This is a genomic window from Streptomyces sp. NPDC127097, from assembly GCF_042724075.1.
Taxonomy (GTDB): domain Bacteria; phylum Actinomycetota; class Actinomycetes; order Streptomycetales; family Streptomycetaceae; genus Streptomyces.
Map to the genome: position 1 here is coordinate 1 of NZ_JBHXFI010000077.1, position 22,994 is coordinate 22,994.

Below are 22,994 nucleotides of genomic sequence, written 5' to 3' on the forward strand. Positions count from 1 at the left end.
CGTCAATTCGCGCTGCGCGCGAATTGTGAAGTCCCCGCAAGCGGGGACTTGTTGGCTGGCTACGGGGGCGGTGCATCGCGCGCGAGCCTGTGTAGCTACTGGGAATCACAGCTACCACCCCACACAACGGGGGTGACGGCGTGTCAAGCTGAAAGAGTGCCGGCTCACATCGCAGTGACGGGCTCCGCTGCGCTCCACCCGAACCCCTCCCCCACCCTCGAAACTGCCTCGACATGTTCACCAAAACCCCGCCAGCATACAGGACAACCGGCCGTTCTTAGGCGAGAACGAGTCATGTATCACCCCGGGGAGCGAAGTTGGTGCGTGGATGATGCATCACGGGGTCGCCGCTGTGTAGAGTCTGGGATCAGACACCACACCCCCAGCGCCGCGCACCTCACGCCGGGATTCCCTTTCTGATTACGCACCGCATTCCGGAAAAGGAGAACACGGAGCATGGCCGTGAAACTGCGTGACCACCAGATCGAGGCCGTTGCCGCCATTGTGCGCGGTCTCGATATCCCGCCGGGTGGTATTCCCTTCAATGGCCTGCGTGGGCAGGTACACGCTGCGTGTGGCACGGGAAAGACCATCATTGCGGCGGCTTCGGCCAAGCGTCTTGTGCCCAAGGGCCGCATTCTCGTCCTGGTGCCGACGCTGGACCTTCTGACCCAGACGGTGCAGGCGTGGCGCGCGGCTGGGCACACGGGGCCGGCGGTTGCGGTGTGCTCGCTCCAGGACGACCCGGAGCTGTGGAACCTCAAGGTGCGCTCCACCACGAACCCCGTGCAGCTGGCTCTGTGGCACGGCTCCGGGGCGGTCACCATCTTCGGGACGTACGCCAGCCTCGGGGTCCTGGCGGAGGCTTTTGAGGGCGTCTACGGGCAGCAGTTGGCCATGATGGACCTCACGGTGGTCGATGAGGCCCACAGGACGTCGGGCTCGATGGGTAAGGCGTGGGCCGACGTCCACAACCAGAGCGTCATCCCGGCGCACCGCCGGCTGTACCTGACGGCCACGCCGCGGATCTGGGAAGAGCGGCTCAACCGCGAGGTCTCCGAAGGGGTACGGGACCCGCTGCCACGCGAGATGGCGGCCTCCATGGACGACGAGAAGGTCTTCGGGCCCGTCCTCTACAAGCTCTCGCTTGCATCGGCCGTGTCGCGCGGGCTGCTTGCGCGGTACCAGATCATCGTCCTGGAGCTCCAGGACCCGGTCGTCACGCCCGAGCGGCTGATGGGCGAGGACCGGCACACCGAAGAGGTCCGCGGACAGCGGCTCGGGGCGCTCCAGGCCGCGCTCCTGCACACGATGGCGCAGCACGGGCTCCAGACGTGCATCACCTTCCACCACCGGACGATAGAGGCGCAGGCGTATGCGGAGGGCCTGGAGCGCGTGGCGGCGAAACTGCACGCTGACCAGGCCGAGAAGTACCCGGCGAAGATCTGGGCGGACTGGCTGTGTGGCGAGCATGTGCCCGAGCGCCGGCGCGAGGTCCTGGGCGGCTTCGGGTCCACGGCGCAGCGGGCCGTGCTCTCGAACTGCCGTGTCCTGGGTGAGGGCGTGGACATCCGGGCCGTGGACTGCGTGGCCCTGCTGGACCCCAAGGGCGCCCCGCACGACATCGTCCAGGCCATCGGCCGCGCTTTGCGTCAGAAGCCGGGACAAGGGAAGCTCGCCTCTTTGATCGTGCCGGTATTTCTCCAGCCCGGGGAAAAGCCGGAGGACATGTTCACCTCGGGATCGTATCGGCCTTTGGTGCGGGTGCTTGAGGGATTGCGCGCTCACGATGAGGAAGCGGTGGAATTGCTTGCGATTCCTCAGGAGCCGCAGAAGGACGTCGCACAGCCGTCCGAGTACATCGGTGCGGCGCCCGAGGATGGTGAGGAAGAATCTCGTTTGTTGCTGCGTTTTGCGGCGCCGCGTGATCCGGTGATGGTCGCGGACTGGGTTTCGTTCAACGTGATCGACACGGAGCGGCAGGACTGGGCGCGCGGCTGGGCAGCACTCAAGAGATTCACCGAGCGTGAAGCGCACGCCCGGGTTCCGTACGGGCACAAGGAGGGCGCCTATCCGCTGGGGCAGTGGGTCGCGGAGCAGCGGCGGGCGTACGGGGCCGGGCAGATGACCGGCCAGCGCGCGATGCGGCTGGAGAAGCTGGGCATGCTCTGGTCCGTCGCTGATGAGCGGTTCCAGGAGAACCTGGAGGCCGCCAAGGCGTACTTCGAGGAGCACTGGACGCTGTGCGCGCCGCGGTCGGCAACGGCGTTGGACCGGTCGGTGGGGCAGTGGTTGTCCAACATGCGTCGTCCCGGTGCTCTGGACGGCCGCCCGGAGTGGGAGACGGCGCTCAGGGAGATCGACGAGGACTGGAATCCGGACTGGTCGGCGGAGTGGCAGCGGCACTACGCGGCCGTGCGGAAGATGGTCGCCGATGAGAGCCAGAGCGCCCTGGTCTACATCGAGCCGGGCGTCACTGTGCACGGGATGGACGTCGGCCGGTGGCTGGCGAAGCAGCGTCAGCACGACGTCTGGCAGGCGCTGATGGACGGGCAGCGCGAGCGCCTGGAGCAGCTCGGCGTCCGGCCGCTGCCCGCGCCGGAGGAAGCGCCCGCGAAGGCGCCCACGGCGGCCCTGAGCGCGTTCGAGCGGGGTGTTGCGGCCCTGGCGCAGTACAAGGCCCGTACGGGCTCTGTGACGGTCTCCAGGGGGCACGTAGAGCGGCTGGAGGACGGGACGGAGGTCAAACTCGGGGTGTTTCTGTCGAACAGCAAGAGCCGCCGCGCCAAACTCACCGCGGACAAGCTCGCCGCGCTCGCCGACCTCGGGCTGGAGTGGGCGGCCTGAGCAGCCCGCGCATCCGCCTTGGCAGGTGAACCGGCCGGCGCCGCGACGAGCGCCGGCGGGTGGGAAGCGCGCCGCTGATCTCGTGGAGGGCCCGCCGTCGGCTACGGGCCCTCCCTGCGCCGACGGCTCCCGAGGGGCTACGACCCTGCGCGGACAGCGCGTCGCCGTGCCCACCATGACAGCTGCGGCGCGGTGGCCGCGTTGACGGCCCGACCGAACGCCTCCAGGGCCACTTCCAAGCGAGCGGTGTTCGCCACGTCAGTCAGAGCGTTCAGCAGCTGCTCGGTGGCGGTGACGACGGCCGGGTCGGAGCAGCGCATGAGCGGGGCGGCGGCGGTGGCGGCCCGGGTGAGCGGTTCCCGTACGGCGGCCGCGTTCTGCTTGCTGGCCACCCGCTCCCGGCTCAGTAGCTCAGCCGCGCGCCCGAAGCCCACCTGGGCGCTCTGCGCGTCTGTTCCGCCGGCGATCCGGGCCCGGGCGGCGCCGCCGGCGGAGGCCATCACCGCCAGCAGGAACGACCGCGCGCGCTCGGCCGGCCCGTCCCACAACAGCCGGTTGGCGGCGGCTGCGGCCTGCAGTTCCACCACGGCCACCGTCATCGCATCTGCCTGTACCCGCAGGGCCCCGATCTCGGTCTGCTGGTCCTGGCGGTTGCGGGCACGGCTGGTCAGCCATGACGCCAGGACGGCAATGACCGCCCCGGATACGAGCGAGCTGTTCATCAGCTCGATCAACTTGTCCATCCCCGCAGGCTGGACGTACACCGGCTTCGGCGTACGGCTCGTTGCGCACCTGACGCACAACAAGCACGCTCCTGTTGCCGATTCGCTCTGTTTTGTGCGGGACGGGCCTCACACCCCTATGGCAGTTGGCAGCGGGACGCGGATGATCTCGGCCATCACAAGCAGCGAATCGGGCAGTTCTGCCCATCAGCAGCGTGTCCCTGAACCAGCACCGTGATGATCGGCGACGCCGGTCTGGTTCAACCACGCTTCTCGGGAGGCAGCCGCCTGTGACCGAACCAATCACTCTCGTCGACGACCCCGATCTCGCCCACCTGATCGATCTGCTCGACATGCTGCGGGGGCCAGAGGTGGCCTCCTCTGGGGCGAGGGCGACCACAGCATCGGAAAGAAGTTCGCCTCCCGGCTCAGGCCCATCCTTAACGGTCAGGGCCGCGCGCAGGACGTGGACTACCTCGCGGTGTACGTCCTGAAGTACCTCGGAAAGGGCAACACGCATATCCCAGAAGAGCAGGTCACCAAGTGGCTGCGTGGGGTGAACGGCCTCCCTGCTGCGGGGCACGCGTGGGTGGAGGACGCCACTCGGACCGCGTGGACCCTGGTCACCCGGTACAGCCTGCCACGCTGGCGTGGTTACCGCGGCGCCCCCGGGCAGGACTGGCTGTCGACCCCGTAACTTGCGCCATACGCAGGTGAGCCCCGAACCGCGTGCCGGTTCGGGGCCTCTTGTCACATCCGCCGGGTCAGCCGGCGGCGGCCGGCTCGGCCACCGTAGTCTCCAGGCGGGCGAGGCGTTCGTACAGGGCGCGTACGAGCCGGGCTCTGTTCTGGCAACAGGCGACGGTGCCCTGCGCCGGCATCGACAGACGGCGGTCGGCCTCCGCGAGCACCACGTCGGCGAGGGCGCGCCTCTTGCTGTCCTCGGGCAGCTCAACAGCGCGGCGCCGTACCTCAGCGGCGACGAGCCTGGCGTGTCCGGTGAGTTGCAGGGCGATCTGGGCGAGGTCGCTTTCGCGCAGTTCGCCAGTGTCCGTCCATGCGAGGACGGCCTTGACGAGCGAGAGGTGCGGTTCGCGGTCCAGGGGGATCTGGGTTTCGATCGTGCCGTCGGGGTCGTACAGGACCGTGCGCGTGCTGGGCGCATCCGTCATCAGGGCCTCGCTCAGGTCATGGGCCGCGTGCCGGGAATCCGGCGGTTCGACGCTAGGCAGGCGGGGATGAGCGCCTCAAGAAAGTTGCTGGAAGTTGCGCCGATTCACCCGAGAGCTTCGATCGCGGCGAGGATGCGCGCACGCGCTTTCGGCCCGAACACCGCGAGGTTCTGCAGCGCGGTGAACGCCTTGGTGTAGACGGCGATCTCCGAGGGCCGGGTGATGTTGATTTCGGCGGACAGCGTCTCGACCTGCACCCGGTCGGTGTCGAAGACCATGAAGGTCTCCAGTGGCCACATGGTGCGCTCGGCGGTGAAGGGGATGACGCCGAACGCGACCGAGGGCAGCGACATGAGCTCCAGGAGCTTGCCGAGCTGGCCGGCCATCACATCGGGCGGGCCGATGCGGTGGCGCAGCACCGTTTCCTCGACGAGGAGGACGAAGCGGTGGTTTCCCTCGTAGATGACGCGGGAGCGGTCCAGGCGGGCGGCTGCGGCCTCGGGGGCGTCGTTGGGGGTGCCCTGGAAGTCGCTGATGGTGGACAGCAGGGCCTCGGCGTAGCCGTGCGTCTGCAACAGGCCGGGGATGACGTTGGAGCAGTAGACGCGGAAGAGGCGGGTGCGCTGGTAGAGCGGCACCACGGACTGCTGGAAGTAGCGGATGCCGGTGCGGTGCAGGCGTTTCCACTCGACGTACATCTCGTCCGCGCTGCGGCTTTCGGCGATGAGGTCGTCGATGTGCTGGTCGGCGGAGCAGGCCGCGCACCAGGCGCGGATGTCGGCGTCGGAGGGCAGGACGCGGCCGTTTTCGATCCGGGACGTTTTGGATTTGTGCCAGCCGCAGCGGGCCGCCACCTCGAACGCCTTGAGGCCGGCGTTCTTGCGGATGGCCACCAGGCGCCCGGCGAGGGCCGCACGTGCCGCCTGCGCGGCGGATGACGGTGAGACGGTGGTCATGAAAGGTGGCGGCCTGTTCGGTGTGCTGTCAGATCGCGTACTGGTCGTGCGGGACGGCCCGCTCCCACACCGATTGGAAGGCGTCGGTGCAGAGCTTGATGACCTGTGGGTCGTCGCTGTGCTCGGGGTCCTGGGCCTCGCCGTCGCCGGAGAAGATGTTGAAGCGCACCAGGCGGTCGTCGATCAGCCAGAAGTCGTTGCCCGGCAGCGACAGGTCCGAGGCGCAGCGGCGGCCCAGCCAGCGCACTTCCTCGCCCGCGCGGAGGTTGCTGGCGGTGATGGCGTGCTCGAAGCGGACGTAGTCGGTGACCGGCTCGGAGACGATCCGGGCGCGCCGTACGGCGACCCCGCGGGCGACGGTGCGCTCCACGAGCGAGACCCACGGGCGCCAGAAGGCGGAGTCGTAGGCAGGCACGGCGCCGTCGGTGAGGAAGGCGTCGTAGACACCGCGTTCGTCACCGACGGCGTAGGCGTCGCGGAGTTCGAGGTGGAGGGCTTGGTGCTGGGCTGAGGCCAGCAGCTCGTCAAAGCTTGGGGGTGCTGGCACGCTCTGCGGCATCGCACGCCTTCCTGATCAGCGGCACCATCCGGGCCGGGATGCGGATGATCGTTTCGTTCTCGGCCTGGGGGCTGTCAGCGGCGCACGTCGCGCGCATCGCCTCACCCGCCGTCCATCCCTGGAGCACGAGCTCCGGCTGTTCCACCTCCGTGTCGACCCAGACCGCCGGGCAGTTTCCACCGCCTGACTCTGGGTCCGTTCCGACGAAAAGTAGTGCCATGTCCGCCTCCTGAGTCCAGAGAGTTGCGCCATGTTGCGCTGACAGTCCCGCGAGGAGGCATGGAGGGTCAAGGGGAACAATTCGTCGTTCGCGATGCAGTTCTGGCCGACGCCGTCGACGAGCTGGCCGAGAGCCGCGTGACGTCGGGTGCGCCGGTTGAGAGCCGGGAAGTCTCCGGGGTCTGTCGGCCCGGGAGGCTTCCTCGTTCCCGCTCTCAGCCTTGTCCGCGCGGTACGAGGCTCTCCAAGGCGTACACCTGGTACGGCACTGCGGTTCCGTCCTCGGCGCACCGGTCGGATGTGCCGGTGCGGGTGAACCCGGCTTTGGCCAGGACACGGCCGGAGGCCGGGTTGGCGGGGTGGTGCATGGCCTCCAGGCGGTCCAGGCCGGCGGTGGTGAAGGCGAACTGGACGACGTGCCTGGCGGCTTCGGTGGCGTAGCCGTTGCCCCAGGTGTCCTCGCGGAGGATGTAGCTGAGGGTGGCCATGACAGGGGTTCTTCGGCGCAGGGCGATCCGGCCGATCAGCTCGCCTTCGACAGCGATGCCCCATGTCCACTGCTCGCGGGGCTTCTGTGCCGCCCTCACCAAGGCCGCACAGATCTTGTCTTGCGCCTCGTTGATCGTGAGTGCCCGGCCGGTCGTGTAGCGGACCGAGGCGCCGCTGTAGATGCGCTGGAGGGCCTGGGCGTCATCGGGGATCATGTCTCGCAGGGTCACCATGAGGCGGCAAGCTCCTGGGCAGTAGGCCGGTCGGGAGGGTCTGCGGACAGGCAGGTGGTGAGGCGTCTTCGAAGGCGAGGGAACGGCCAGGGCCGGGCTCAAGGACGCCTGACCGTGGCGCGGACGAGGGCGTACGGGGTGACGCAGAACGCGACGAGACTGCAGGCGACGAGGAGGGTGAGGAACAGCCAGTAGTTGAAGCCATGCCCCGTGGACTGGTCGGCAAGGTAGGCATACGTCAGGGCAATCAAGATGCCGGTGAGGGCGAAGCCAGCCGCCCAGCCCAGGCGGCTCGTGCCCAGCCGCAGCCCGATAAACCCCCAGAACAAAGCGGGACCTGCCATCGCCATGAGAGCGACAACGGGCGGAGCGACAACATCGTGGGTGGCGGCGAGGGCGGTCAACTGCGGAAAGCAGACGTACCCCCAGATGCCGGTGTAGGCCACGGCGACACCTAACGCCGCGACAGAGATCACGCGGACGGTGCGGGTCGCGGCTGGGATGGCTGCCTTGTCGGTCACCTGGGGCTCCTTCGAGAAGAACGGCACGAATACGGCCTGGGCTTTGCCTGGTATAGCCGACGGCGCAGCTCAGGTCTGCTATGTCCGGTAGATCAGCCCGAAAGGGGCAGCGCGCCGACGGGAAGTGGCCGGTGCGGGGTCGCCGAATGGTTGGGGCATCGACAGCGCCGCTGCCGCCGGCAACTGGCAGACCACGTCGGCCAGCGGGCCGCGGCAGCGGGCCGACCGTGACGTGCCCAACACAATCGGATCAAAACAGGTCGGTGGTACCGGCAGCAGCGCGAGGCCGGTTGCGTGCCCACTTCTTGAGGTCGCCGACGCGGTAGAGGAGTTCGGCGCCGCGCTTGTCGACCGAGCCGGGGAAGGCCGGGTCGTTGGCACGGGCGAAGCGCAGCGCGGCCAGGGTGATGCCTGGCAGGTGGTGTTCGGCGGCCTGGCGCAGTCCCACCGCCTGGTCGTCGTCGACGGGTGCCGGTTCCGCCGGCGACGTCGCCGTGGCGGTGTCGGGCCCTTTGGCGGCGGCCGGGGCGGCAGCCGCGGTCTGGGGCGTGAGATCCCAGGCTTCGCCGGCCAGGTCCCGGCTGGGCTCGGTGGCGGGTGCGGGCGGGAGCTCTTGGGCGCTGGTGCTCCAGGCGTCGGCGAGGGAGTCGGCGGGCGGCCCCGGCAGCTGCACCGGACCGGGCTGGTCGGCGGCCGCGGCCTTATCACCGGAGGTGGCCCACTGGCGGGCTTCGGTCTCGGTGAAGAAGAGGACCTGCGTCTCGCTGGCGCTGCCGCCGATGACGACCTGGGCGCGGCCGGGGTGCTTGGTGGACTTCGGCGCCGGGTGGACTTCGGGGGCGAGCATCCGCCAGGCGTTGACGCTGTAGCGGGCGAGGATGCGGGTGGAGAACTGCTCGCGGACCTCCGGGCCCCCGAGGGCGCGGGCGGTGGCGGACTGCGCGACCAGGAGGACGTGCATGCGCAGCTGGCGGCCCATGTAGAGGATCTCGTTGAGCGCGTCGACGGCCGGGGAGACCTTCGGGTCGCCGGACTCGCGGATCTTCTCCCAGTAGCGGGCCAGCTGCTTCATCGTCGCGTTGACCTCTTCGAGGAGGATCAGCAGACGCGGGCCGATGGCCTTCGGGTCGGCGTCGATGCCCAGTTCGTCGGCGACCCGGGTGCGGCGCCGGCCTTCCATGCCGAGGGCGATGAGCTGGTCGTGGATGTCGGCGATGTCGGCGCAGTAGGTGACGCCGGGCAGGCCGCGCGCCCACCGGTGGGAGATCCGCTTGGTGTCCAGGACGAAGACGCGTGAGCCGTGGTGGAGCATCTGGCAGGCGATGCAGCGCAGGGTCACGGACTTGCCGCCGCCGGTGGAGGCGTTGACGAGGATGTGCGGGGATTCGGCGTCCAGGTCGACGGAGACGGTCCGCCCGCCGGCGCCGAACCCGATGATCGGCGCGGACTCCTTGGCCTTGGCCACCAGGTCCCGCGTCTTAGGGTCCTTGAAGACGGACTTGGCCGGGGGCTTGCGGGTCTTCTTCACCAGCACGTACGGCTTGCGGCCCTCGGGGTGCCAGGAGAAGGTGACGCCCTCCAGGGCGAGCTTCTGGGTGACGAGGTCGGCGACGACGTCGCGGGAGAAGCCCAGTTGGCGGGGCAGGTCGATGCGGATCTCCGCGTCGTCGTCGGAGAAGTTCTTCGGGACGTGGAGGTAGCGGCGCGGGTCGGTCTGCTCCGCCAGCCCGAGCGGCCGGTGGAGCGCGTCGTGCAGCGGGCCGACCCACTCGCGCATCAGCTCGCGGCGCTCGCGGGTCAGGACCATGTAGGCCGCGGTGCCCACCGTCAGGACGGAGGCCGCGCCGATCCCGCCAGGCTCCAGCGCGGCGAGCGCCGTCTCCCGGTTGTCCCACAGCTCCTGGAGGGCTTCCCGGGTGGCGTCCAGGTCCTCGGTGGCCAGGTAGCCGCTCTCCGCGACCCCGGCCCCCAGCGCGATGCGGAAGGACAACCGGCGCCACCCGGGCTTGTAGGAGCGGCGCCGGACCTTGCCCTCCACCTTCGGCAGGACCCGGGTGCCCGCGTGCCAGAACGTGGCGTCGGTGCGCTTGACGCCGTCCAGGTCCCGGCCGGCCAAGACCCTGCCTATCCCGCGCACGAGGGAGTCAGCTTCCTTCTCCAGCTGCTTGTCGAACTTCGTCTGCGCCATCGGCCGTGCCCTTTCGATCTGCGTCCCGGCACCTGACACCCGGAAGCGGACACGAACCGTAAATCCGTTGGCCTGTGGATAGATCGCGGCGAAAGGTGGGCCCTGAGCTGCGATCTATGGACTGTGACGACGCAGCACAGTTGGCAAATCAGCACGCTTGTTGGCAAACAACCCCGACATCACTCATTGGTTACTCTGCGAAGCGATCAGTTGTGATCAACTGCTGCAGGGTGCCGTACGAGCTGGTGATCTGGTGCGGTGCACCCGCTGGATCTGCGCGGGCCGCGCGGCCGCATCCCCACCGACGGCACACGTGCCCTGGGCGAGCCACGGCTGCACCTGCTCGGCTACGGCGACTGAACCGGCCATGCCTCGGCCCCCCTGATTGGCGTCGGCTGCACCGTCCGGGACGCCGTCCGCGAGGTCGCCGGCGACGTGAGCGGCCCACCGCACTGTCACCGCCCTGTTCACCAGTTGCGCGCAGCTCCCCCTTGTCAGTGACACCAGCGACAATTCCTTCCGACAGCGCTGTGGGGCAGGGGGGATGCGCGAGCATGCAGACAGATGACTTCTTCCGCGGCAGGCCCGATGAGCACGTGGACTGGCCTGACCACAGGCCAGGTGAATGGGTGTGCCATCTGTGGGAGCTGGATGTCGAGCTGATGGAATCCCTGCGGTTCGGTCCCCTGCCAGCCCACCCGGACCTGGACGTAGCCGTGGCCCTGACCCTGTTGCTGCACGAGGACTTCGTCGCCAGGGGCACACGTCACGACGAACGCATGCACGATGAGGAAGTCGTTCTCGCCGTCAAAGCGCACCGGGCGGTCCTCGAGCGCTTGGGCCTTGAGCCGCCGCAGCTGCCGTTCCGCCATCACAGCGGCTTCTACGACTACTGGCGCAAGAAGGACATGTCCGGGGGCGGCGGCTGGCAGGCGCGCCGCGAGTGCATCGAAGAGCTGCTGGGGCCGACCAGGCAGGCCCTGGAGGACCTGCAGGAAGCCGAGTACGAGCAGCGGTTCAAGATCAGCCCCCGTGGCACCTTCAAGAACCTCATCTTCGCGGCCGTCGGCCCGAAGCCGCAGATCGTGCTGCGGGACGCGGTGAGCAACGAGGTGGAGATCGTCCGGAACGCCGAGAACTGCCTCGTGTATAAGGATCCGCTGCCGGTACAGGGCCTGACCTGGCGGCAGATGGTCACCTGGTGGCAAGCGCACCACATGCCGGACGCCGAGGAGCCGGAGGCCGCCGATGCCCTGTACCGGCGGCTGTACCGCTCACTGGATTCCCTGCCGGAGCAGACGGTCCTGCGCACGTACTGCACCCGCTACGCCGAACCCGACGGGTTCGACCTGCCCGCCCTCATCCCGCAGGTCTACCTGCACTACGACCCCTACACCCGCAAGAGCGGCGGACACAGCGGTGCTCTGCGCCGCGAACGCATGGACTTCCTGCTGCTTGCCCCCGACCGCTCCCGCATCGTGATCGAGGTCGACGGCGCCCACCACTACGGCACCAAGAACCCCACCGACGCGGACGGCCGCACCACGTACACCGCCTCGCCCAGGCTGTACTCGGAGATGGTCGCCGAGGACCGCCGTCTGCGGCTGGCCGGCTATGAGATCTACCGCTTCGGCGGCTGGGAACTCACCCGGCCCGACAGCCCGCAGCTCATCTCCGACTTCTTCACCGAGCTCCTCACCCGCCACAAGAAGCCGACACCGTAGCGACGGCACAGCGCTTCAGTAGCCGTCCGTGTCCATGGCCTCCATGTACTCGATCTGCCAGTTCTCGTACTCACCGAGATGAGCCGAGTAGCCGCCCCACAGCAGGTGCGCGAGCTTGTGCAGCTCGTTTACCTGCTCGTAGAAGTTGACGTTCTGCTGCACTGGCCGGGCGGGAGCCCTGTCGGCGCCGTGGCCGACCACGGCGTATCGGTAGGTCTCCCCTGTCGCATCCTCGCTGTCCAGCCAGTTGAGCTGACTCCAGGACTCCGGATCGATGCGCTGTTCCAACTTGGGCAGGTCCAGCAAGGCCAAGTACCGGTTGAGGCAGTCCGCCAGTCTCCTGATGTTGTGCGTGCGCAGACGCTTGTCCAACTGGTCGGGGCTAAGGTCTTCTTCTCCTGTGTAGCCCTCTCGCAGCGCGCACTGGGCGGCCTTGCGGATCAGCCACTTCAGCGACAGTTCGATGCTGTGTCGGTAGTTGTAGAGGATCGGGAGGGGCAGCCGGTCGTCCGGGCCGTGGGCGATCCAGTGTCGGGCGGCGGTCTCGGCCACTCTCAGATAGCCGCCAGCGAGGGCGAGATCGTCCTCACTTGCACCGCCCCAGACGGCAATCTCGGCATTCGCCCAGCGGGGTCGGGGCAGGCTCAACCGGTCTTCTGCTTCCTCCATCCCGTCAGGATGGCAACCGCCCGCCTCGTCCACTACTGCTTTTGGCAACTGCTCGCCGCCGCAGCGTCCCTGGGCGGCGAGGTCGGCATCGACATCTCCCGGGAGACGCCGAAGATCCTCACCATCGACGCGGTCCGCGAGTCAGACGTCTGCCGATCACATTCGGTGACCACGGCTTGCCAACTAACCTGCTGCTTCTTTGCCAACTACGCAGCGACACATCCGTCAGGCCAGCGACAACCTGCGCCGCTATTTGCCAACAAGGCTGCGTGGTCACATGGACAACTTTCCGGCCCAAAAATCCGCAGGCGGCCCGCTTGTGCGGCGCGGTCGGTACAACGGTGGGAGAGATCAACCTGGGAGGGGCTGCATGACCGAACACGAAGATGCGGTGGAGCGTGCGAAGCGGTATGAAGCTGCCGCCGCCAGGAACGCCAAGAAGGCAATGGAGGGCGATGCGGGCGCGGTACAGCTGGCGCAGACGTTCGCGTCGCTGGCGGTCGCTGCCCGGATGGAGCGCATGGACTGGCGTATGCGGGTGGTCGGCAACCAGCTCGAAGACGTGAAGAAGTCGATGGACCTTCTGCGCCGCAAACTGCCCGAGCGGTGACATCCGTCAGCTGGCAGCGACGGTGCTTACCGTGAGGTTCGTGACCACAGCTTCCGATGACGCGGCCAAGCCGGTGCCGGTGCGGGTCGTGCTGCCCGCCGATCCGGTGCTCGGGCACCCGGAGCAGGAGGTGGTTGCGCGGTTGTGGAGGCGGCGGCAGACCGGGACGGGCTGGCTGTACCTTGTGGGGATGCCGACGTACCGGGACCGCGAAAATGAGCCGCGCACGTCAGAACGGCGCATGCGGAGCGAAGAAGTCCCAGCCCTTGTCGAGGAGATCCCGTAGAAGGAGGGCGGCCTCCCATAGCTCCTGCGATGCGCCGTCGTCCTTGTAAAGGTCCCAGGATCTCCGGTGCCGAATCTTTCCCGCCTCCTGATCGTGGAAGGGCTTATCGACGGCGGTGAAGACGACGCCGACCCGCGACGTCTGCCGCAGCGCCTCGTAGAGCGCCTCGTGATATTCGTCCGAGCGACCAGGGCGTACCCAGGCCGTTGGGACGTGGATGAACAGCCAACCGACTCGGCCCCGCGGCAGTTGTTTGACCGCGCCCTTGACGGTATTGCGGACCGTGGCTTCTGAGAAGGGCGTGTCATCCTGCTTGTACTTCACCTCGACGGGAACGTCACCGATGTGCGCCAAGTTGAGGAGGACGTCGAAGTCCTGGCCCTTGACTCCCGACTCGGTCACCCTGGCGATGCCGGCAGGCATACGCATGAGGGTCTGGAGAACGTCTGCTTCGAAGATCGCCGACGCAACATCGTTCGTCTTGGTGTAGGAGATGAAGTCGTCGAACCATGGTTCGCTCTGAAACTCGAATACCCTCCTGGCCAGTTCCTGGCGTTGCCGGGCTTGCTGCACCCAAGGGCCGAGCTCCTCCCGGCGGTCGGCGACGGGGAACTTTTCCTTCACCCAGGCTGCGCCGAAGACGGATTCGAGGAAGGCGACTGCTGCGATCTCAGCCACGGCAGCCTCCTGACGGTTCTCGGCAACCTCTGGATGTGTGAAGAGCGCCTGCATGCCCTGATACACCCGTTCGTTGTAGACCGCCCACGCGGTTGCCTCGTTAGGAAAGTCCTGAGCCTGGTTTGCCACCATCCAGGCCGCGAAGGTCGGTATTTCGATCATTCCCGGACTATAGGGGCGCCCGGGGCATCGTCACCGAGGTTTTCGCTCAACGAACGGTGTGAACTCCCTGGTGAGGGAGCCGTACGGCGCCGCGTACCTGCCCTCTGACATCACGGTCCGAGGGCGTCGAGGAGTCGGCCCACCGGCCCTAAGCTCGTCTAACGGCGCAGAGGCGGACCTCGACCAGGGCCGGGTCACCGCCGTCGAAGCATGCCCGTCCTGTCGGCTCGCCAGACTCCTGACGTCGTGCCGCCGCTTGGCCAGCGCCTGCCCGCCCGGCGCGCAACACCGGCGAGCGTGGGCCGCGTCCGCGCCGCCCGCTCAGCAGCGTGGTCGGGCTCATGGTCGGACTTGAACCGTCGTGGTCGGGGCTACTCGGTGGTGTGGTCGGGGTCGGGCAGTTGGGGCGGGAAGTGCCGCTCCAGGATCTCCGCCCAACGGTGCAGGACGACGAAGCCGTCGGTGTCGGCCTGCGCCTGGACCAACTCGGTCAGCGCGTCGATGAACGGCTGAGCAGGCGTGGCCGGCGGCATCGCGGCGGCGGCCTGTTGGAGACGTAGGGGGAGGCAGCCCGTGCGTGCCAACGACACCGAGATGCTCCCCTCGCATGGAAAGCAAGATCCTGCCATAGCTGATCAACGGCTGACCAGAGCTTCGCCGTACGGCGGCCCAGCTTGGTGGCCTCGCGGTATGGCCATCGGCGGGGGCGGTCGTCCAAGGTGGGCCGGTGAGCGACAAGTACCCCATTGAGATCACTGACGAGATGCGTCAGGCCATGGACTCGGCCCGGCGGCAGGGACTGCAGAAGGACCTGCGCACCCTCGCTGCCAACATCCGCGCCGGCGCCGAAGGCCGGTACGCCAGCGCGGAGCCCGGGTGGCAGGCCGGAGTCGAGTGGACGTTGCTGTGGATCGAGAACACCGCCAGCCAGCTGACCGAGGGAAGGCCATAGCTGATGGTCATGGTCGGCGAGCCAGCCGAGAGCTGACCTGCCGTGGTCGGGCTCATGGTCGGGGTGCACCCGCCAGGCCGACCACGCTCCGCGCACCCAGCCGCAAGGCGATGGGAGCAGCTCAGGCAGCACTCCGCTGGTGCGCGCGGCCGCCGCGCCACTCGATCCACCGGTCGTCGTCCGGGTCAGGTGCGGAAGCGGGAGAGCCAGCCGCCGGCCTTCTGCGTGGCCTGTTCGGCTTCCCGCTCCTGGCGGAGGCGCTCCTGCTCCTGGCGCTCGCGTTCGTCGGCTTCGGCCCGCTGCTCGGCTGCGGCCGTCCGGCTCTCGCAGTCCTCGCACAGGTGCGGGTGCGACTCGCGCGGCTGGATCCAGTCCCGCGAGTCGACGGCCTGCCACCGGTCGTCGGTGAACTTGCGCCCGCAGTCCGCGCACACCGGCCGCCGCGCCTCCCGTGCCGCGGCTTCCTGCTCCGCGCGGCGCCGTTCCCGCTCGCGGGCGGCAGCGCGACGGCGCGCGAGGGCTGCGTCCCGGCGGGGGTTGCCGATCGCCTCCAGCAGCGGCTGGCGGTGGTCGCGGCCGAAGCGCCAGAACGCGGGTCCAGCCGGGCCGTGTTCGCGCAGCAACTCCAACGTGGTCGCCACGATCGGGATGCGGCCGTCGTAGGAGTGGTAGCCGTTCTCGCGGTCCCACGTTCCTTGCCAGTGGTGGCGGGTGAGTTCGGCGACCTTCTGCATCTGGTTCTTGGCGGAGCGCTTGCCGACCTGATGGAAGACGAGCAGGACCGGCGGATGCACACGCTCGTACCCATCCCACTCCGGTGCGGACCAGCGGGTACGCCACATCGGCTTCTCGACGCCGTCGGTGTCCTTCTCCTTGCGCTGGAAGAACCGGGCGTACTTGTCGAACTTCCTGCCGATCAGCACGGCTTCCTCGGTGCAGTTGTCGGCCTCGATGAACAGCAGCGGCACCCCGGCCTCCGGGGCGATCACGACGATGTCGGCGCGGGCGCTGCCGATTGCGGGGTTCTTCCAGGTGCCCTTCACCGGGAGCGCGACCTCGGTGGCGTACAAGGTGAGGGTGCCGATCCCGTCCGGGGCGTCGACGGCGGCCCGGGCGGCTGCCTGGGCTTCGGCCGGCTGCTCGGTGAGCCGGTCGAGGTCGGGCTTCGGGCGGATCAGCGCGATGACCGTCTCGTTCACCGTCATCGGGTGCGAGGCGCCGGAGCGGCCGGCGCTCTTGGGCATGCCGCCCATCTCCTCCGGCTCGCGGTCCAGGTCGATCGCGGCGGCGGCCAGCCCGGCCGCGGTGAGCAGCCGGACCTCCTCCCCGCCCCGGGTTCGGCCGCCGTCGACGGCCAGGCCGTGACGCCGCAGATCGTTCGCCGCGCCACGGTGGGAGGCGGTACGGGCTTCCTTCCGCTGGGCGGCCGTCTTCTTCTCGGTGTGCCGAAAGGTCAGGTGCGGTGAGGCCAGCCGCTGGATCTGGTCGGCCGTGGCGACCTTCAGCACTCCGAGCACGCGCAGCACGTCAGCGCGCAGGTCGTTGGTCGATCCCGCCTCGTTCGCCTTCCTCTTGCCTGCCATCAGGCTCGCCCTCCCGTCGTCCGCGTCCGGTCGGCGGCCGGGCGCCGGCCCCCGGCCGTGGAGGGACCAGGCCCCCGAACCCGATGATCTCCCCCACCACTGACAACCAACTCAGGTCATAGGGAATAGAAGAGGGTTGTGACGGTCCGGCGTGGGCCCTGAAACCGTGGTGACCAGGGGAAATGCAGGCGGTCGGGTGTCGGGCACGGAAGTGGCTTCGGCAGTGGGAACGCAAGCGTCGGCGGCAGGGTCTCACCGGGGCTTGCCCGCGCTGCGCGCAGGACGGGGACGGCGCGGGCCGGGCTGCGCGCATCGCCGGAGCGGTTGCGCAGCGGATGCCGTGATGTCCCGGACTCACCACTGATGGCGTCGGCGCAGGCGCGCGGACCGCCGCGGCTTCGGCCAGCCGTTGGAGTACTGCCGCGATCGGCGCCGGACCGGCGGCGGCTTCGGGACCGGGTACAGGGCCGCTCGCAGCCGGACCGCGTCGGTGGGCTGCTGGAGTCGTTTCAGTCGCTCCGGCGAGAGGTGCGGCGGGATCGGTTCAACCATGCGGGCCTCCGCGCTCGGTGAGTCGGTCACCGCGCCCTTGCCGCTCCCGCTCGGTGCCGGGGCGTGCGCGTCGGCAGCTTCCCGGCAGTTGGCTCGGGGACTTCGCTGCCCGTCCCGTAGGACGGGCCTCGGCCCCGATGCGCACCGTGCGCACGACGGCGGGCCGGCCGCCACGGCTGCTGGCCGCGGGCCTGGGCGTGGTGGCGGTCGGCCGTGCGGGGCCGGTCAGCTCCGCTGCATCGCCTTGAGGTCGCGCAGCGTCAGCTCGTTCTTGCCGCGGTCGGTCGCGCTGCTCTGGGTCCAGGCGAGGATCGCCGGGTGTGCCTGCTCGTATGGGGCGCCGGCGGCTGTGTTCTCTCCATCGGTGTCGGCGACCTGGGTGAGGTAGGTGGCCAGGGCGTGCGGGCCGCCGCCGTTGTAGCCGATGTTGTAACCGAGGGCGTTGCGCTGCGGCAGGATCGACAGGAGGCCCTTCTGAGTCCGGGCCCAGAACAGGCCGCGGCCGGTGATGAAGCTGCTGAAGGTGTCGTCAGGGCGCAGTTGGAGCGGAGCGTAGGTCTTGTAGGACCACTGGTCCGTGCCTCCCTCGCCTACGTGCTTGAAGTGCTTGCCGACGACGGGCAGTCCGAATTCCGGGTCGTAGAAGGTCCGGCGGCACACGCAGCCCGATCCGGATTTGGCCGACGGGCTGTTCTTGTCCTCCGCGACGCACGGGTGGAACAGGGCAGGGATCTTCATCGGGTCCACGAGCGTGCAGTGCATCGCGTTCGGCTCGCAGCGCACCAACCTGCTCAGCCACTCCTGCATGTGAGGGGTCTGGGTCTGGTTCGCCTCGATGGACACCTCGGCATTCAGCGACGTCGAGGCGATGCCGAGGCGGGCCTCGGTGTAGAGGACGAAGTTCAGGTAGCCCTTTGTCGGGTCGGTGAGGTTCAGGTCGACTGGCTCGAAGGTCAACGTGGTGCTCCAATGCGGGCCGTGCTCAGTGGGCGCGGCGGGGTCAGGAGACGCGGTGGTCGGGGCGCAGGGTCAGGCCGCGGTGCAGGAACTGCTCGGTGTCGGCCGGCTCGAGTCCAAGGGCGCGGGAGACGGCTGTGCCTTCGTCGTCCCGGGCGAAGGCGAGCAGGATCTTGCGGCTGGCGGGATCGGCCATGGCCCGGCGGGCGGCTTCAACGGTGTGGGCGACGCAGCCGGTGGTGCCGTCTTCGACGATGTCCCGGCGGGTGGTGTCGTCCCAGATGTTGAGCTGGAGGTGGGCGCCCTCGGTGGAGCAGTCCTGTTTGGAGTCCGCACCGAGCACGCACCGCCCGAGCATGGCGGCGTGGGCATGGCGCTGGAGGTAGACGGCTTTCCCCAGGAGCCGGTCGACTTCCATCTCTGTGTTCTCCCGTGCCTTCTCGGGGCTGACGAGCGAGGTCTTCCGGTTGTATGGCTGCATCCGCATTTTCAGCGCCGAAAGACTGCGGGCGAGGTCGTCGGCGACGCTGAGCAGGCCCACCAGGTTCACGTCGCCGCGCTGCCGGGGCGGGGGCAGTTCGTCGGGGTAGCTGTCGAGCGGTTCCAGCGGTTCGTGCAGGTCGGTCAAGGGTCCTCCCGTGCCGGGTGCCAACTTCCCGATTCTCGATCCGCCCCGAGACGGGGACAGCGCGAAGGCGGAGATCAGCCACGCGCTGGCCGGTTGCCATCCCCTCAGTGGTCGCGATCCGCTCCCCTGCCCTGGTCCGGCCGGGGCGTGTGGTGCTGTTGTTGGTCGGCGGAACTGGCCGTGTCGGTCGGCTGCTCGGGGTGCGGCCGGTCGGCGATGGCACGGCGGCGGGCGTCGGCGTCGCGCTTGTAGGCGGCGAACCGGGCGAGGTTCTCCGGCGAGCGCATCCATGTCGCCGGATCGATCGTGCGGCCCTCCAACTGCTCCGGCATCGCAGCCTGCTGGTGGGCGTGGACGGCGCCGGCCTGCTGCGCCGGGGCGAGGGCTGCGTCCCGGTCTGGGTGGTCGACGGCGTGCGGTGCGGTCGCGGTCGGGGCTCCGTCCCGCGCGGGAGCGGGTGCGGTGCGGGTGGCGCGGATCGCGTTCTGCACGGCGAGGCTGGCGACTTGGGCGCGCTCGTACCTGCTCGACTCCCGGGGCGGTCTGCCGTCGGTGCCGACGATCCACCAGCGCTTGGGCCAGGCGAAGTCGGCGGTGTAGGTGAGCTGGTCCGGCTCCGGGGTCCCGCGGCCGGGCTGGGCAATGGTGAGCTGGCGGGAGTGGCGAGTGAGGGCCGCGTCGGCGATGTAGTCGTCCAGGCCGGGCGCGAGAGCGCGGCCGCGCAGCGTCTCCAGCAGATGCCGGCGTGCTTCGGCCAGGACATGGCGGCGGGCGAAGGTGCGGCGCACGGTGTAGACGACCGCGGCGACGTCGACGGCGGCGAGCGCGGTGTCCACCAGCGGGCCCACCCGGGCCCGGATCGCCGCACCGGCCGCCCGGCAGCGTTGAAGGAGTCCGTCGACCAGGTCCTGCCCGAAGCGCAGGATCGCGGACGCGCGCCACCACGCGCGCAGCTGGTGGAGCGGGCGCGGGGTCTTCTTCTCCGGGCGGGTGTTCTGCGCCGCCCACCACCCGAGGCCGTTTCGGCCGCGCTCGCCGGGTAGCCGCCCGTGCTTCTCCGCGTACTTGTCGGTGATGCCTTCCAGCGCGTCCTCGATCCGCTGGCGGCGGGTGGAGGACCAGGCGATCAGCTCGGAGTCGACCCCGGCTATCTCCATCACCGGGCGCAGGCCCGGCGTCACCTCGCGGGGCAGGGTCGCCAGCCCCAGTTCCTCGCACACCTCGGTCGTCAACGTGAGGGTGTAGAGCGTCCCGGCGGCCACGACGTGCTGGTAGAGGCGGCGGGTGTCGAGCGCGCTCCAGGTTCCGTCGGGGCGCTGCGCCCGGTTGAGGAGCAGGCAGTGGTCATGGAGTAGCGGGAAGCCGTCCCGGTTGTCGAAGTGCCTGAAGGAAGCGACCACCAGGGCCGGGGCCTTTGCACGTTTCCGGCCGGACGCCCAACGGGTCTGCGCGACCTCATCCTCCAGCCAGCCGAGGGTCACGGCGACGGCTCGCTCATGCGCCCGCTCGATGATCCGGCGCGTCCTGTCGTCTCCGAGGGCCCACAGCACGATCAGGGATGCCTGAGGCCGGAACACGAAGTCGAGGGCGAGCAGCGGGTTCTTGATGTCCTCGATCGGCTTCCCGAGGACGGTCGCCAGCCGCGCCGTGGCTGGGTCAGCGCCGTCGTCCAGGAGCTCGCGCTCGATGCGGTCGGCATCCGGGTGCCGGCCCATCCCGAACAGCAGCTCCGCCTGCCTCTCCGTCACCGTCTGCCCGGCAGTGAGCCCGAGCGCGGGCAGGCCACGGCCTATCCACACCCCGGGCGGGAGCTCGGCTTCATCCTGGGCGTCCTTCATCGGTGTGCGGGCCGCACGGCGGCCGTCGCCGATGACCACGCCCCGCAGGTAGTACCGCCAAGCGTTCCCCGGCTGAACCTTCGCGACGCTGATCATCCCCATAGGGGACACCGGCCCTGACCTGCAAAAAAGCGCGATCCCGTGGGGCGGGAGGGTTCACCAGAACTTCACGGCCGATCCCGCACGGCGGGCGCTGGCGGCAGCGTCGCGCCCGCCCGGCGAACACCATCTTTCGCACTCACGGCCCCTACAGGAAGCCATGCAAATGCTGCGCGGGCGACCAGCCACCCACGCGTCACGCACCCCAACAACCGACAGCAGACGACTCCGCCGTCAAGAAGCGCACACCATGTACCGCTCCCCCACAGACACCTAATGACGCTCCGTCCCGCACCAGATCCCCCTTCAATCCGAGCGAGACACCTCTCCGCCCCCGGCCAACCGCCAGGGACTTCGCCGCGGTTCGTTGCAGTCCGCACTTATCTCAGGAATGCGGCGCTCCGCGCGGCGGCGAGTTTGCGGTGGTCGTCGAGCAACCACTTCGGCGGCTGGTGCAACAAGGCTGCGAGCGCGCCGGCGGTTGTGATGCGAGCCAGGCGTCCTTTCACGACCTCGGAGGGGTGGGGGTACTGAAGTGCTTTGCATACCTGGGTCGCGGACATTTTCGTGTGCTGCGGCTGCCCCAGTGCTTTCTGTGCTCTGGCGGAGATGAGGAGGTCCGGGTGCGGGGGGCCGGCATGGGACGCGGGCTTGGTGCTGGCTTTGCTGCCCGCCTTGTCGATGCTCTGGGTGGCCAGTTGGGCGTGGGCTTGGACCAGCCATTGCGGCGGGTCAGTGAACACGGCTGCCAGCTCTCCGGCTGTGCAAATGTCCAACCCATGCTGGATCAACGTTGAGCAGGCGATCTGAAGGGCACGGCCGACCTCGGTGGGGGCAAGGGGATGGTCGGCGGGTAGGGCGAGCAATCGCTGGGCCCTTGTGCTGACCAACAGTTGTGGATGTGGCCGGCCTTGGGCATGTTCGAGCAGCCGCGCGGGTGGCGCCGGGATCGAGCCAGAGTCGGGTTCGGTCGGTGTGAAGAGAGCGTCGACAAGCTCTTCCAAGCGGGAGTCGCTGTCGGACGTCGGTGCCACGGGTGCTGTGTTTCCAGCCCGAGCCATGGCCATCTGGCGTGCCTGGTTGGTGGCGCGCTGTGTCGCCAGGAGCCGGTGGAGGTCGAGCAGCCATAGCGGCGGATCAGCGAAGACCGCTAGCAGCTCGGCCACTTTGCCAACGCTCAAGCCACGCTTACTTAGGGTGGGGGGCGCCAGCTGGAGCGCCTGCCCCACCTGGACTGCGGATAGCTCTGCGTCGGAGGGCCAGGCGAGCATCGCCCACGCCTTGTCGTTCATCAGTATTCCCGGATGGACGCGACGAGCCGGGCGTTGGGCGGGCATGGCGACGGGGGTGACTGAGGGACGACGGTGCTCGGCGAACGTCACCAGCGCCTCCACTGCAGAGGCCGGGACGTGGTGCCAGCGCGGCTGCGGACGGTGGTTCGGCCGGCAGCGAGCGTCGGCGTACCGCATCGGCAGTCGAAAGCCTTCATGGCGTGCCAGCGCCGATGTTGCGCGGGCGATCTCCAGCGCGAGACCGCCCTTGGTGGTCAGCATGTCCAACAGTCGGCCCTCACTCGTGTCCGGGCAGTTGGCGCACACCGAGCAGACCCGCCATGTTCTGCCCTTGGCGGTGAGCTCGTCGCATCCAGGGCCGGCCGCACCGCCGCAGTACGCACACCCCCACGCTGCTTGCGGCCCCACTGTCGGGCGCACCGTGCGCGGAAGCGGTCCCACCGGGGGCAGCTCGGCCAACAGCCCGTCCAGCACGGACAGGTCGCTTGGCATCTCGGCCTGGCGCTCCGGGGTTTGGGGGGAGCGCTTGTCGGTGCGCAGGGGCAAGGGTGCTGGGGTCAGTGGCGGCAGCCCGATGAGGGAGCGGAGGTTTTCGGCGCGGGCTTCGTCCGCGATCGGGTGGCCTTTGGCCGTTCCATAGACCTGCGGACGGCGCTCGGCGACGCACAGGGCATCTGTCGCCTGGGCCATCATCAGCGGTGGGATGCGGCGCTGCTGGGCGGCGGCGGTGAGTAGGGGGAGAATTTTGCGGATCTCCGGTGCGTCGCACGCCAGCACGATCGTCTGGGCGGCAGCTACGGCCTCTTCGCCGACCTGTGCCGTGCCTGGCCAGGACCTCAGTACTCCGCAGGCTCTCGCGAGATAGGCGAACGCCTCCCGGCGGCATTGCCCGCCGTAGCGAATTCGCGCCGCCCGCTCTGCTGGCCCTGCCTCACGCACCCGTCGGCGCGCATCCTGCACCCGCGCGGACCATTGCATGAGGCCCGCAGAGATCTCCTTGGTCAACACACCCTCATAATCCCGGCCAATCCCGAGTAAATCCGGGCAGGACATGTGAG

General features: G+C 69.0%; 20 protein-coding genes and 1 pseudogene. 5 read left to right on the forward strand and 16 right to left on the reverse strand.

Going from position 1 to position 22,994, the window contains the following annotated elements; all coding sequences use genetic code 11:
* Positions 1-456: 456 nt before the first annotated feature.
* Positions 457-2,847 carry a Helicase associated domain protein gene (locus ACFWJW_RS34510; RefSeq protein WP_387248636.1) on the forward strand — a complete coding sequence of 797 codons (2,391 nt, stop codon included), beginning with the start codon at positions 457-459 and terminating at the stop codon, positions 2,845-2,847.
* 137 nt (positions 2,848-2,984) lie between these two features.
* Here the strand turns inward: ACFWJW_RS34510 and ACFWJW_RS34515 are convergent, their stop codons facing one another.
* The 8 genes from ACFWJW_RS34515 to ACFWJW_RS34550 all read right to left on the reverse strand — a co-directional run bounded on the left by ACFWJW_RS34515 (position 2,985) and on the right by ACFWJW_RS34550 (position 9,906).
* Complete coding sequence (locus tag ACFWJW_RS34515; RefSeq protein ID WP_387248638.1) at positions 2,985-3,590, reverse strand: hypothetical protein; 606 nt, start codon at positions 3,588-3,590, stop codon at positions 2,985-2,987.
* 743 nt (positions 3,591-4,333) lie between these two features.
* On the reverse strand, positions 4,334-4,741 hold the full coding sequence (locus tag ACFWJW_RS34520; protein ID WP_387248640.1) for a DUF6415 family natural product biosynthesis protein: 408 nt from the start codon (positions 4,739-4,741) through the stop codon (positions 4,334-4,336).
* A 104-nt stretch (positions 4,742-4,845) separates the two neighbouring features.
* Positions 4,846-5,697 carry a helix-turn-helix domain-containing protein gene (locus ACFWJW_RS34525; protein WP_387248642.1) on the reverse strand — a complete coding sequence of 284 codons (852 nt, stop codon included), beginning with the start codon at positions 5,695-5,697 and terminating at the stop codon, positions 4,846-4,848.
* A gap of 28 nt (positions 5,698-5,725) precedes the next feature.
* Positions 5,726-6,244, reverse strand: coding sequence for a DUF6879 family protein (locus ACFWJW_RS34530; RefSeq protein ID WP_387248644.1), 519 nt, complete (start codon positions 6,242-6,244; stop codon positions 5,726-5,728).
* Positions 6,222-6,476 (reverse strand): hypothetical protein, encoded by a 255-nt coding sequence (locus tag ACFWJW_RS34535; RefSeq protein WP_387248646.1) that lies wholly within the window; start codon positions 6,474-6,476, stop codon positions 6,222-6,224. Before ACFWJW_RS34535 ends, ACFWJW_RS34530 begins: the two co-directional genes overlap by 23 nt.
* A 214-nt stretch (positions 6,477-6,690) precedes the next feature.
* The gene (locus tag ACFWJW_RS34540; protein ID WP_387248648.1) at positions 6,691-7,197 is read right to left on the reverse strand and encodes a GNAT family N-acetyltransferase; all 507 of its coding nucleotides are present in this window, start codon (positions 7,195-7,197) and stop codon (positions 6,691-6,693) included.
* A gap of 98 nt (positions 7,198-7,295) precedes the next feature.
* Complete coding sequence (locus ACFWJW_RS34545; protein WP_387248650.1) at positions 7,296-7,718, reverse strand: hypothetical protein; 423 nt, start codon at positions 7,716-7,718, stop codon at positions 7,296-7,298.
* Positions 7,719-7,968: 250 nt separating this feature from the next.
* The gene (locus tag ACFWJW_RS34550; protein ID WP_387248652.1) at positions 7,969-9,906 is read right to left on the reverse strand and encodes a helicase HerA domain-containing protein; all 1,938 of its coding nucleotides are present in this window, start codon (positions 9,904-9,906) and stop codon (positions 7,969-7,971) included.
* A 264-nt stretch (positions 9,907-10,170) separates the two neighbouring features.
* On the opposite strand from ACFWJW_RS34550, the pseudogene ACFWJW_RS34555 reads away from it, so the two are divergent.
* Positions 10,171-10,407: pseudogene (locus ACFWJW_RS34555) on the forward strand (hypothetical protein); the annotation flags it as partial.
* A gap of 53 nt (positions 10,408-10,460) precedes the next feature.
* Entirely contained in the window at positions 10,461-11,630 is a 1,170-nt protein-coding gene (locus tag ACFWJW_RS34560) for a hypothetical protein (protein ID WP_387248654.1), read from the forward strand.
* Positions 11,631-11,645: 15 nt separating this feature from the next.
* Here the strand turns inward: ACFWJW_RS34560 and ACFWJW_RS34565 are convergent, their stop codons facing one another.
* Positions 11,646-12,299, reverse strand: coding sequence for a hypothetical protein (locus ACFWJW_RS34565; RefSeq protein ID WP_387248656.1), 654 nt, complete (start codon positions 12,297-12,299; stop codon positions 11,646-11,648).
* Between the two features lie 370 nt (positions 12,300-12,669).
* On the opposite strand from ACFWJW_RS34565, the gene ACFWJW_RS34570 reads away from it, so the two are divergent.
* On the forward strand, positions 12,670-12,909 hold the full coding sequence (locus ACFWJW_RS34570) for a hypothetical protein (protein ID WP_387248658.1): 240 nt from the start codon (positions 12,670-12,672) through the stop codon (positions 12,907-12,909).
* 229 nt (positions 12,910-13,138) lie between these two features.
* On the opposite strand, the gene ACFWJW_RS34575 is transcribed toward ACFWJW_RS34570, so the two are convergent.
* Positions 13,139-14,035, reverse strand: a complete 897-nt coding sequence (locus tag ACFWJW_RS34575; RefSeq protein WP_387248660.1) for a hypothetical protein — start codon at positions 14,033-14,035, stop codon at positions 13,139-13,141.
* Between the two features lie 371 nt (positions 14,036-14,406).
* Positions 14,407-14,625 carry a hypothetical protein gene (locus ACFWJW_RS34580; protein ID WP_387248662.1) on the reverse strand — a complete coding sequence of 73 codons (219 nt, stop codon included), beginning with the start codon at positions 14,623-14,625 and terminating at the stop codon, positions 14,407-14,409.
* Between the two features lie 137 nt (positions 14,626-14,762).
* Between ACFWJW_RS34580 and ACFWJW_RS34585 the strand changes: the two genes are divergently transcribed.
* A complete protein-coding gene (locus tag ACFWJW_RS34585) occupies positions 14,763-14,987 on the forward strand; it encodes a hypothetical protein (protein ID WP_387248664.1) in 225 nt (74 codons plus the stop codon).
* A gap of 185 nt (positions 14,988-15,172) precedes the next feature.
* Here ACFWJW_RS34585 and ACFWJW_RS34590 read toward each other — a convergent pair whose 3' ends face one another.
* The 5 genes from ACFWJW_RS34590 to ACFWJW_RS34610 form a co-directional block, all read right to left on the reverse strand.
* Positions 15,173-16,570, reverse strand: a complete 1,398-nt coding sequence (locus ACFWJW_RS34590) for a replication-relaxation family protein (protein ID WP_387248666.1) — start codon at positions 16,568-16,570, stop codon at positions 15,173-15,175.
* A gap of 777 nt (positions 16,571-17,347) precedes the next feature.
* On the reverse strand, positions 17,348-18,079 hold the full coding sequence (locus ACFWJW_RS34595; protein WP_387248668.1) for a hypothetical protein: 732 nt from the start codon (positions 18,077-18,079) through the stop codon (positions 17,348-17,350).
* Between the two features lie 43 nt (positions 18,080-18,122).
* A complete protein-coding gene (locus tag ACFWJW_RS34600; RefSeq protein ID WP_387248670.1) occupies positions 18,123-18,707 on the reverse strand; it encodes a hypothetical protein in 585 nt (194 codons plus the stop codon).
* A 104-nt stretch (positions 18,708-18,811) separates the two neighbouring features.
* Positions 18,812-20,641: a MobF family relaxase gene (gene mobF, locus ACFWJW_RS34605; RefSeq protein ID WP_387248672.1), complete on the reverse strand. Its 1,830-nt coding sequence runs from the start codon at positions 20,639-20,641 to the stop codon at positions 18,812-18,814.
* Positions 20,642-21,024: 383 nt separating this feature from the next.
* Positions 21,025-22,944, reverse strand: a complete 1,920-nt coding sequence (locus tag ACFWJW_RS34610) for a hypothetical protein (RefSeq protein WP_387248674.1) — start codon at positions 22,942-22,944, stop codon at positions 21,025-21,027.
* Between the last annotated feature and the right edge of the window lie 50 nt (positions 22,945-22,994).